This is a genomic window from Pseudomonas sp. NPDC090755 (genome assembly GCF_044769005.1).
Taxonomy (GTDB): Bacteria; Pseudomonadota; Gammaproteobacteria; order Pseudomonadales; family Pseudomonadaceae; genus Aquipseudomonas.
Genome location: NZ_JBIVXC010000030.1, coordinates 22406 through 34520 on the forward strand (window position 1 = coordinate 22406; position 12115 = coordinate 34520).

Sequence of the window (12115 nt, forward strand, 5' to 3'; positions counted from 1 at the left end):
GCCGGGGCCGCGCGCCGCCCCTCGCCGGCCGCCCCGCCCCGCCCGTCAGTCGTGTCCGCCCCCCCCCCCGCCCCCCCCGCCCCCCCCCCGCCGCCCCCCCCCCCCCCCCCCCCCCCCCCCCGACTCCCCCCGCGATGCTCTTAACGCTCGCGCAGCGCCTCGGCACGGGCGCGGATGATCGGTTTGAGCAGGTAGCTCAGCACGCTCTTCTTGCCGGTGATGATGTCCACCGAGGCCACCATGCCGGGGATGATCAGCAGCGGGTTCTCGTCGGTGCCCAGGTGGCTGCGCTCGGTACGCAGCTTGATGACGTAGAAGGTGTTGTTGTCTTCGTCGGTGATGGTGTCGGCGCCGATCTGCTCCAGCTTGGCCTTCAGGCCGCCATAGATGGTGAAGTCATAGGCGGTGAACTTGACCATGGCCTCCTGGCCCGGGTGCAGGAAGGCAATATCCTGCGGCCGGATGCGCGCCTCGACCAGCAGGGTGTCATCCAGCGGCACAATCTCGACCAGGTCGCTACCCGGCTGGATCACCCCGCCGATGGTGTTGACCAGCAACTGCTTGACGATGCCCCGTACCGGCGACGTGACCAGGGTCCGGCTGACCCGGTCATCCAGGGCCTTGCCGGTGGCCTGGGCCTTGCTCAGGTCGGTGCGCGCCTCGTTGAGCTGAGTCAGGGCCTCGCTGCGGAACTTGCCGCGGGTTTCATCGATCTTGCGCTCGACTTCCTTGATCGCCGATTCGGCACGCGGAATGGCCAGCGAGGTGGCGTCCAACTGGCCGCGATTCTCCACCTCGGCGCGCTTGAGGCGCAGGACTTCAACCTGGGAGATCGCCCCCTGGGCCACCAGCGGCTCGGACATGCTGATTTCCTGGCGCAGCAACTGCAGGCTGTTGCGGTACTGGGCCTGCTTGGAGCTGAACTCGCGCAGCTCCTGCTGGCGCTGCGCCAGTTGTTCCCGCAGCCCGCCAATCTCGTCCTCCAACTGCTGGCGACGGCTCTGGTACAGGGACACTTCGTTAGCCGCCTGGCTGGGCGCGGCCTTGCGGATTTCTTCGTCGATCTTCAGCGGCCGGTCTTCGACTTCGGCACTCAGGCGCTCGACGCGCAGGGCCATGGCCAGGCGATCAGCCTCAGTCTCGCCGACGTTGGAGACGAAGCGGGTATCGTCCAGGCGCAGCAGCGGGTCGCCCACTTCGACGATCTCGCCTTCTTTGGCATAGATCTGCGCAACGATGCCGCCTTCCAGGTTCTGGATCTTCTGCAGTTTGGACGACGGAATCGCCTTGCCCTCGCCGCGGGTCACTTCATCGATGATCGCGAAGTTGGCCCACAGCCCCAGGAACAGGAAGAAGGCGATCACCCCCCAGATGGTCATGCGCACGATGCGCGGTGCGTCCTCGATCAGCGCCTTGTTGACCTCGGGCAACGGCTGGTCGCCGAAGGACTCGGAGCCCTTGAAGTATTTGCGCAGGCTTTCCTTGAACTGGCCCATATCCACCTTAAGCAACACTGATCTGCCCCTTCTTCAGCGCATCCATGACGGCAGCTTTCGGGCCATCCGCGACAATCTGCCCACGGTCGATGACGATCAACCGGTCGACCAGTGACAACAACGATGCCCGGTGGGTGACCAGGACCACGGTCTTGCTTTCAATGACAGCTTGCAGGCGTTGCTTGAGGCGCTCCTCACCGGTGTTGTCCATGGCGCTGGTGGGTTCGTCGAGCAGCAGGATCTGCGGGTTGAGCAACAGGGCGCGGCCCAGGGCGACGTTCTGGCGCTGGCCGCCGGACAGGTTCTGGCCGCGCTCGCCAACCTGAAGTTCGTAGCCTTGCGGATGCAGCCGGGCGAATTCGTGGACACCGGACAGCTCGGCGGCCTGCAGGACCATCTCATCCTCGACATAGCGCGCACCGCTGACCAGGTTGTCGCGCAGGGTACCGGCCAGCAGCTGGATGTCCTGTGGCACGTAACCGATGTTGTGGCGCAGCTCGCTGACGTCGATCTGGCGGATATCCACGCCATCGACCAGCAGCGAGCCGCTGTCGGCTTCGTACAGACCGACAATCAGCTTGGCCAGCGAGCTCTTGCCCGAGCCGCTACGGCCGATGATCCCGATCTTCTCGCCCGGGCGAACGGTCAGGCTGACGTTCTTGAGCGCCAGGTTCTGCTGGTTCGGGTAGGTGAAGTCGACATTGCGAAATTCGATGGCACCTTGCAGCACCTGACGGCTCAGCGGACGCTCTTCGAAATTGCGCTCCTGGGGCAATTCCATCATCTGGTCGGTCGAGACCATGGTGACCTTGGCCTGCTGGTAGCGGGTCAGCAACCCGGACAACTGGCCCAGTGGGCCGAGGGCACGACCACTGAGCATGTAGCAGGCGATCAGGCCGCCCATGCTGAGGTTGCCAGCCATGATCTGGTAGACACCGGCACAGATCAGCGCCACGCCGGCCAGTTGCTGGATCAGCAGGGTGATGTTCATGGCCAGGCCCGACAGCACCTTGACCCGCAGTTCCAGGCGGCTGAGGGTGCCGATGGTCTGCTCCCACATGTACTGGCGTTCGCTCTCGGCGTTGTTGACCTTGACCGCGTCGAGCCCGGCCAGGGTCTCGATCAGGCTCGACTGGCGCTCGGAGGCCAGGGCCATGGTCCGCTCCAGGGTCGCCACCAGGGGCTTTTGCAGGGCATAGCCGATGCCCAGGGCCAGCGGGAAGGCGATGATCGGAATCCACACCAGGTGGCCGCCGATGATGGCGATCACCAGCAGGATCAGCAGGGTGAATGGCAGGTCGATCAGGCTGGTCAGGGTCAGCGAGGCGAGGAAGTCGCGCAGGCCCTGGAATTCATGGATGTTCTGGGCAAAGCTGCCGACCCGCGCCGGGCGGTACTTCATCGCCATGCCGACGATGCGCTCGAACAGCGTGGCGGAAATGATCAGGTCGGTCTTCTTCCCGGCAAGGTCCAGGCACAGGCTGCGCAGGCCCTTGAGGATCAGGTCGAAGAGGTAGGCACCGCTGATACCGATGGCCAGCACCCAGAGGGTCGAGGTGGCCTGGTTGGGCACGACACGGTCGTAGACGTTCATCACGAACAGCGGTGCGGCCAGGGCGATCAGGTTGATCACCAGACTCGCGGCGATGGCATCGATGTACAGCCAGCGGCTGCGCTTGAGGGTGTCACGGAACCAGGAGCGCGCACGCGGGATCAGGTTGCCGTGATTGACGTCGAACTTGTGCTGCGGCTGGGCGAAGAACACCCGACCGCTGTAGTCGCTTTGCAGGGCTTCGCGACTGACATGTACCTCACCGCCATCGCTCTCGCTGAGCAACAGCCGCGCCGTGTCCTCGTTCTCCCAACCGAGCAACACGGTGCTGCGACCATCCTTGAGCAACAGCATGGCCGGCATGGCGATGCTCGGGATCTGCTCCAGCTTGCGCTGCAACAGGCGCCCCTGCAGCCCAGCCCGGGCCGCCGCACGCGGCAGTAGCTCAGGGCTCAGGCGCTGGGCCGGCAACGGCAGGCCAGTGGTCAGCATGGCCCGGCTGGCGGGCTTCTGGTGCAGCACACAGAGGGACAGCAGGCTGTCCAGCAACGGGTCATCGTGCTGGCTGCGTGGATCATGGCTGAGTTGGACTCGACTGACTTCTGATTCCACGCGGCTTCTCTTGATAGTTACGGTGGGTGATTAAGGTGAACCTCAGTTCATCCCTGGCAGGTTCACTTTCGGTTTCATGTCGTTCTGCACAACGGTTGCCATCGGCGCGACTACACCCTGGCTCTTGAGCAGCTGACCAATGGTCGCCTTGATTCGATATTGAGTAAACATTTGAATGTTCTTCACCTCGGCCAGACGACGCTGGGCGGTGAAGAGTTCGTTCTCGCTATCGAGCAGGTCGAGCAAGGTCCTCTCGCCCAGGCTGAACTGCTGCTGGTAGGCCTTGCGCACGTTGCTGCTGTAATCGACGTATTGCTGGGCAATCGGCAATTGCGCGTTGGCGTTGTCCATAGCATTCCATGCCAAGCCTAACTCCTCATTGAGCTGGCGCAAGGCATTGTTACGAATGTCCAGCGCCTGGTTGGTCAGGTACGACTTGGATTCCAGGTCGGCCTTGTTGCTCCCACCGGCATACAGGTTGAAGCTCATCCGCAGCATAGCCTGCCATTCATTGTTATGGCCGTTCAGGCCATCGATGTCGTTGTCTGCCGTCCGTCCGAGTTCCGCATCGAAGCGCGGATAGAACGTAGACTTGGCCGCCTCATATTGCTTCTCCGCCGCCGCGATATCGGACTCTGCCGAACGCAGGATCGGGCTGCTTTCGATCATCTGCTGCTGGGCTTCATCGAGGTTGGCCGGCAGCAGGTCGACAAACGGCGCTGGCGTGCTTAGCTCGTCGGGCATTTGTCCGACCACGCTCAGGTAGTTGGTCCTGGCATCGGCCAGGTTGGTCTGCTCGGTGAGCAGGTTGTTGCGGGCCTGGGCCAGACGCGCCTCAGCCTGGTCCATGTCCGCCAGGCGGCCGACGCCACGGGTGGTGCGCAGCTTGATCTGGTCGAAAATGCGTTCGTGGCTGCGCAGGTTGTCTTCGGCCAGGCGCACCATGTCGCGACGGGTCAGAACGTCCAGGTAGACCTGGGCAACGGTCAATGCGGTGCGCTCGGAGGCGCCGAGCAGGGAGTAGGCGCGGGAGTTGACGGTGGCTTGTTGACGCCCGACTTCACTGGAGGTGGCGAAACCGTCGAACACCATCTGGCGCAAGCGCAGGCTGGATTCACCGCGGTTGAGGGTTTCCCAGCGGTTGCCGGTGCTCGGGCTGTCGGTTCCTTCGCGACCATAACCGCCCAGCACATCGACCCGCGGCAAATAGCCGCCCTTGGCAGCCCGCAACTGGTAGTCGGCGGCGATGCGGCTGTTGACCCCGGCCTGGATCTCCGGGTGCACCTCGAGGGCTTTCTGCATGGCCTCCGGCAGGCTTTGGGCTTGGGCGAAAGTGGCAGAGAGAGCGAAAGGAAGAGCGGTGAACAGTAACGCGCGCATGTACTTTTTTCCCAGGGACATCTTGTCCTAAATCACAGCAAAAAACGTTGCTGCATTCGAAAATGGCAACCGGTTTGACCTTAATGTCGGAGAGTTTCCGAAGGGGTACTGGAACGTACGAAGGAAGGGTGCAACCGGCCAAATATCAATGTGACATTACGGTGCTGATTGTTTAGGATGGCAGCCAGAAGGTCAATACTTTGGCATAAACTTAATAGCCATTAGTTATTGACGTAAAATTGACGCAAGAACGCGTCAACATATGAACAGATACATTCCATCGGATGCGGCAACTCAGCGCCGGCCGGGCATGGAAGCCAAATTGAACGGGTCATTCGGAGAGTCCAATGAGCAGCGTTGTTGCCATCGTCAAAAGCATTGTTGGTCAGGTTATTGCCGTATCCCCTGAGGGCGCTCGTCGCGTACTCATTGAAGGAGACCGCCTGTTCGCCGGCGAACAAGTGCTGACCGGTCTGGCAGGCGCGGTTACCCTGGAACTGGCCGATGGCCGCACCCTGGACCTGGGCCGCGACACGCAATGGAGTGCCGACGCACCGGACAGCAGCACCGACCTGGCGGCAGCCACTGCGCAGGCCGCCCCTTCCGTTGAAGAATTGCAACAAGCCATTGCCGCCGGTGCCGACCCGACCACCGAACTCGAAGCCACTGCAGCCGGCCCGTCTGCGGCAGGTAGCGGTGCCGCCGGTGGCGGCCACAGCTTCGTCATGCTCGATGCCACGGCCGGCTCGGTCGACCCGACCATTGGCTTCCCGACCGCCCCGATCGGCTTTGCCACCGAGACTCGTATTGAAGAGATCGGTGGACTGGATGATGCCAACAACCCGACAACCACCACGCCCATCCGCGAAACCGGCCTGACCCTGAGCGCCACGCCTTCGATCACCGAAGCCGGTGGCGTTATCGTTTATACCGCCACCTTGGGCCAGCCACCGCTGACCGACCTGACCGTCACCCTCTCCAACGGCCAGATCATCGTCATCAGCGCCGGGCAGACCAGTGGCAGCATCAGCGTCACCATCGCCCCGAACGACACCGTGTACGTCGACGGCAGCCAGATCTCCACGACCATCACCGGCACCACCGGTGGCGCGGGCCTGATCGTCACCCCGGACACCACCCCCGCGGTCACCCAGATTACCGACACCATCGACACCACCACGGTCAACCTGACGGCGACCCCAAGCGTCACCGAAGGCGGTGTGATCACCTACACCGCGACCCTGACCAACCCGGCGCAGACGCCGGTGACCGTGACCCTGTCCAATGGCAGCACCATCACCATCGCCGCTGGCCAGACCACCGGCACCGTGGACGTGCAGACCCCGGACAACGACGTCTACAACAACGGCAGCACCGTCAGCGCCACCATCACCGGCGCCACGGGCGGCAATTTCGAAAACCTGGTGCCGAATCCTAACCCGGCCGTCACCAGCATCAACGACTCGATCGACAACACCGGGCTGAGCCTGAACGCCACGGGCAGCGTCGCCGAGGGCGGGCAGATCGTCTACACCGCGACCCTGACCAACCCGGCCGGTACACCGGTTACCGTGACCCTGAGCAATGGCGCGGTGATCACCATCGCCGCCGGCCAGACCGAAGGCAGTATTACCGTTCCAGCGCCGGGCGATGACGTCTATGTCGATGCCGGCAACGTCAGCGTGCATATCGACAAAGTCGATGGTGGCAACTTCGAGAACCTGGTGGTGAGCAATGTGCCAGCCGTCACCGAAGTCACCGACACCCTCGACACCTCGACCGTCACCCTGACCGCGAACAGCAGCGTCGCTGAAGGTGGCGTGGTGACCTACACCGCTTCGGTGAGCGCGCCGGTGACTGGTTCGCCGCTGGTGATCAACCTGGCCAATGGTCAGCAGATCACTATTCCAGTGGGCAGCAGCTCCGGTTCCGTGGACTTTGTTGCGCCCAACAACGTGCACACCAGCAACCCGGACCTGACCAACAGCATCACCGGCACTACCGGGGGTAACTACGAGAAGCTGGAGACCGCGGGTAATCCGGTGACCACCGTTACCGACGGCCCAGGTAGCGAAGACAGCACCGGTCTGAAGCTGACCGCGACGCCGTCGGTCAACGAAGGCGGCGAGATCACCTATACCGCGACGCTGACCAACCCGGCTGGCACGGCCATGACCATCACCCTCAGCAACGGTGAGAGCATCACCATTGCTGCCGGTGAGACGTCGGGCAGCGTGACTGTCGCGGCACCAGACGACGACGTGTACATCGACGCTGGCCAGGTCGAAGCGACCATCACCGGCACCTCCGGTGGCGACTTCGAAAACCTGGCTGTGGATAACATCCCAGCCGTCACCGAGGTGAAAGACACCCTCGACCCGTCGACCGTCAAGTTGACCGCCGACGTCAGCACCATCGGTGAAGGTGGCGTGATCACCTATACCGCCACTGTCAGCGCCCCGGTCACCGGCAGCCCGCTGGTGATCAACCTCACTAATGGCCAGCAGATCGTCATTGGTGTCGGTCAGAGCACCGGCACCGTGCAGTTCACCGCACCGGACAACGTGCACAACACCAACCTCGACCTGACCAACAGCATCAAGGATGTCTCGGGTGGTAACTACGAGGAACTGACTGCCTCGGGCACCACCACTGTGACCGTTACCGACGGCCCAGGCACTGAAGACAGCACCGGTCTGAAGCTGACCGCCACGCCATCGGTCAACGAAGGCGGCGAGATCACCTACACCGCGACGCTGACCAACCCGGCTGGCACCGCCATGACCATCACCCTCAGCAATGGTGAAAGCATCACCATCGCTGCCGGCGAAACCAGCGGCAGCGTGACTGTCGCGGCACCAGACGACGACGTGTACATCGATGCCGGCCAGGTCGAAGCCACCATCACCGGTACTTCCGGTGGCGACTTCGAAAACCTGGCTGTGGATAACACCCCAGCCGTCACCGAGGTGAAAGACACCATTGACCCGTCGACGGTGAAACTCACTGCCGACGTCAGCACCATCGGCGAAGGCGGCGTGATCACCTACACCGCCACCGTCAGCGCCCCGGTCACCGGCAGCCCGCTGGTGATCAACCTCACCAATGGCCAACAGATCGTCATCGGTGTCGGTCAGAGCACTGGTACCGTGCAGTTCACCGCACCGGACAACGTGCATAACAGCAACCTCGATCTGACCAACAGCATCAAGGACGTTTCGGGCGGCAACTACGAGCAGCTGACTGCCTCGGGTACCACCAGCGTGACTGTCACCGACGGTCCAGGTACCGAAGACAGCACCGGTCTGAAGCTGACTGCGACGCCATCGGTCAACGAAGGCGGCGAGATCACCTACACCGCCACGCTGACCAACCCGGCTGGCACCGCCATGACCATCACCCTCAGCAATGGTGAATCGATCACCATTGCGGCGGGCGAAACCTCGGGCAGCGTGACCATCGCTGCTCCGGATGATGATGTGTACATCGACGCTGGCCAGGTCGAAGCGACTATCACTGGCACTAGCGGTGGCGACTTCGAAAACCTCAACGTCGACTCGTCGGCGGCCGTGACTGAAGTCAAGGACACCCTCGATCCGTCGACCGTGAAACTCACCGCCGACGTCAGCACCATCGGCGAAGGCGGCGTGATCACCTACACCGCTACCGTCAGCGCCCCGGTCACCGGCAGCCCGCTGGTGATCAACCTCACCAATGGCCAGCAGATCGTCATTGGTGTCGGTCAGAGCACTGGCACCGTGCAGTTCACTGCACCGGACAACGTGCATAACACCAACCTGGATCTGACCAACAGCATCAAGGACGTCAGCGGCGGCAACTACGAGCAACTGACCGCTTCCGGTGAAACCACTGTGACCGTTACCGACGGTCCAGGTACCGAAGACACCACCGGCCTGAAGCTGACCGCCACCCCATCGGTCAACGAAGGTGGTGACATCACCTACACCGCGACGCTGACCAACCCGGCCGGCACCGCCATGACCATTACCCTCAGCAACGGTGAGTCGATCACCATTGCTGCGGGCGAAACCAGCGGTAGCGTGACCATCGCTGCTCCGGAAGACGATGTGTACATCGACGCCGGCCAGGTCGAAGCGACCATCACCGGCACCAGCGGTGGCGACTTCGAAAACCTCAACGTCGACCCGTCGGCGGCCGTGACCGAGGTCAACGACACCCTCGACCCGTCGACCGTCAAGTTGACCGCCGACGTCAGCACCATCGGCGAAGGTGGCGTGATTACCTACACCGCCACCGTCAGTGCGCCGGTCACCGGCACGCCGCTGGTGATCAACCTCACCAATGGCCAGCAGATCGTCATTGGTGTCGGTCAGAGCACCGGCACCGTGCAGTTCACCGCACCGGACAACGTACATAACACCAACCTCGATCTGACCAACGCGATCAAGGACGTTTCGGGTGGTAACTACGAGCAGCTGACTGCCTCGGGCACCACCACTGTGACCGTTACCGACGGCCCAGGCACTGAAGACACCACCGGCCTGAAGCTGACCGCGACGCCATCGGTCAACGAAGGTGGTGAAATCACCTACACCGCCACGCTGACCAATCCGGCCGGCACCGCCATGACCATCACCCTCAGCAATGGTGAGTCGATCACCATTGCTGCCGGCGAAACCAGCGGTAGCGTGACCATCGCCGCGCCGGATGATGATGTGTACATCGATGCCGGCCAGGTCGAAGCGACCATCACCGGCACCAGCGGTGGCGACTTCGAAAACCTCAACGTCGACTCGTCGGCGGCCGTGACCGAGGTGAAAGACACCATTGACCCGTCGACGGTGAAACTCACCGCCGATGTCAGCACCATCGGCGAAGGCGGCGTGATCACCTACACCGCCACCGTCAGCGCCCCGGTGACCGGCAGCCCGCTGGTGATCAACCTCACCAATGGCCAGCAGATCGTCATCGGTGTTGGTCAGAGCACCGGCACCGTGCAGTTCACCGCACCGGACAACGTGCACACCAGCAACCTCGACCTGACCAACAGCATCAAGGACGTCAGCGGCGGTAACTACGAGCAACTGACGGCTTCCGGTGAAACCACCGTCACCGTTACCGACGGTCCAGGTACCGAAGACAGCACCGGCCTGAAGCTGACCGCCACGCCGTCGGTCAACGAAGGCGGCGAGATCACCTACACCGCGACGCTGACCAACCCGGCTGGCACCGCCATGACCATCACCCTCAGCAACGGTGAGTCCATCACCATCGCTGCTGGCGAGACGTCGGGCAGCGTTACCGTGGCGGCTCCGGATGATGATGTGTACATCGACGCTGGCCAGGTCGAAGCGACCATCACCGGCACCTCCGGTGGCGACTTCGAAAACCTCAACGTCGACCCGTCGGCAGCCGTTACCGAGGTCAACGACACTCTCGACCCGTCGACGGTGAAACTCACTGCCGACGTCAGCACCATCGGCGAAGGCGGCGTGATTACCTACACCGCCACCGTCAGTGCCCCGGTTACCGGCAGCCCGCTGGTGATCAACCTGACCAACGGCCAGCAGATCGTCATCGGCGTCGGCCAGAGCACCGGTACCGTGCAGTTCACTGCGCCGGACAACGTGCACAACACCAACCTCGACCTGACCAACAGCATCAAGGACGTCAGCGGCGGCAACTACGAGCAACTGACCGCTTCCGGTGAAACCACCGTCACCGTTACCGACGGTCCAGGTACCGAAGACACTACCGGCCTGAAGCTGACCGCCACCCCATCGGTCAACGAAGGTGGTGAGATCACTTACACCGCGACGCTGACCAACCCGGCCGGCACGGCCATGACCATCACCCTCAGCAACGGTGAGTCCATCACCATCGCAGCGGGCGAAACCAGCGGCAGCGTGACCATCGCTGCTCCGGAAGACGATGTGTACATCGACGCCGGTCAGGTCGAAGCGACCATCACCGGCACGTCCGGTGGCGACTTCGAAAACCTCAACGTCGACCCGTCGGCGGCCGTCACCGAGGTCAACGACACCATTGACCCATCGACGGTGAAACTGACCGCCGACGTCAGCACCATCGGCGAAGGTGGCGTGATCACCTACACCGCCACCGTCAGTGCCCCGGTCACCGGCAGCCCGCTGGTGATCAACCTCACCAATGGCCAGCAGATCGTCATCGGTGTCGGCCAGAGCACTGGCACCGTGCAGTTCACTGCACCGGACAACGTACACAACACCAACCTCGATCTGACCAACAGCATCAAGGACGTCAGCGGTGGCAACTATGAACAGCTGACGGCTTCCGGTGAAACCACCGTCACCGTCACCGACGGCCCGGGCACCCAGGATGAGACGGGCCTGAAACTGACCGCCACGCCATCGGTCAACGAAGGTGGCGAGATCACCTACACCGCGACGCTGACCAATCCGGCTGGCACCGCCATGACCATTACCCTCAGCAACGGTGAATCGATCACCATTGCTGCCGGTGAGACGTCGGGCAGCGTGACTGTCGCGGCACCAGACGACGACGTGTACATCGATGCTGGTCAGGGCGAAGCGACTATCACTGGCACTAGCGGTGGCGACTTCGAGCAGCTGGCTGTGGATAACACCCCAGCCGTCACCGAGGTCAACGACACCATTGACCCATCGACGGTGAAACTGACCGCCGATGTCAGCACCATCGGCGAAGGTGGCGTGATCACCTACACCGCCACCGTCAGCGCCCCGGTCACCGGCAGCCCGCTGGTGATCAACCTCACCAATGGCCAGCAGATCGTCATCGGTGTTGGTCAGAGCACTGGCACCGTGCAGTTCACTGCACCGGACAACGTGCATAACAGCAACCTCGACCTGACCAACAGCATCAAGGACGTTTCGGGCGGCAACTACGAGCAGCTGACGGCTTCCGGTGAAACCACTGTGACCGTTACCGACGGTCCAGGTACCGAAGACAGCACCGGCCTGAAGCTGACCGCCACCCCATCGGTCAACGAAGGCGGCGAAATCACCTACACCGCGACGCTGACCAACCCGGCCGGCACCACCATGACCATTACCCTCAGCAATGGTGAATCGAT

At 62.7% G+C, this 12115-nt stretch carries 4 protein-coding genes; 1 reads left to right on the forward strand and 3 read right to left on the reverse strand.

The window, feature by feature from the left end; genetic code table 11:
• Positions 1 to 140: 140 nt before the first annotated feature.
• Genes ACIQUS_RS25895 through ACIQUS_RS25905 form a run of 3 tightly spaced genes read right to left on the reverse strand, consistent with a single transcriptional unit; the run spans position 141 to position 5040 of the window.
• On the reverse strand, positions 141 to 1496 hold the full coding sequence (locus ACIQUS_RS25895; protein ID WP_403053616.1) for an HlyD family type I secretion periplasmic adaptor subunit: 1356 nt from the start codon (positions 1494 to 1496) through the stop codon (positions 141 to 143).
• A gap of 7 nt (positions 1497 to 1503) precedes the next feature.
• A complete protein-coding gene (locus ACIQUS_RS25900; RefSeq protein ID WP_403053607.1) occupies positions 1504 to 3660 on the reverse strand; it encodes a type I secretion system permease/ATPase in 2157 nt (718 codons plus the stop codon).
• Between the two features lie 42 nt (positions 3661 to 3702).
• Positions 3703 to 5040, reverse strand: a complete 1338-nt coding sequence (locus ACIQUS_RS25905; RefSeq protein ID WP_403053610.1) for a TolC family outer membrane protein — start codon at positions 5038 to 5040, stop codon at positions 3703 to 3705.
• A gap of 347 nt (positions 5041 to 5387) precedes the next feature.
• Here ACIQUS_RS25905 and ACIQUS_RS25910 point away from each other — a divergent pair.
• Positions 5388 to 12115: retention module-containing protein (locus ACIQUS_RS25910; protein ID WP_403053613.1), on the forward strand; the 6728-nt coding region annotated here is incomplete at its 3' end.

Bases quoted from the DNA above. Each gene is read 5' to 3' on its own strand.
- ACIQUS_RS25895 (WP_403053616.1), bottom strand. From the start codon at position 1,496: ATGGGCCAGTTCAAGGAAAGCCTGCGCAAATACTTCAAGGGCTCCGAG.
- ACIQUS_RS25905 (WP_403053610.1), bottom strand. From the start codon at position 5,040: ATGCGCGCGTTACTGTTCACCGCTCTTCCTTTCGCTCTCTCTGCCACT.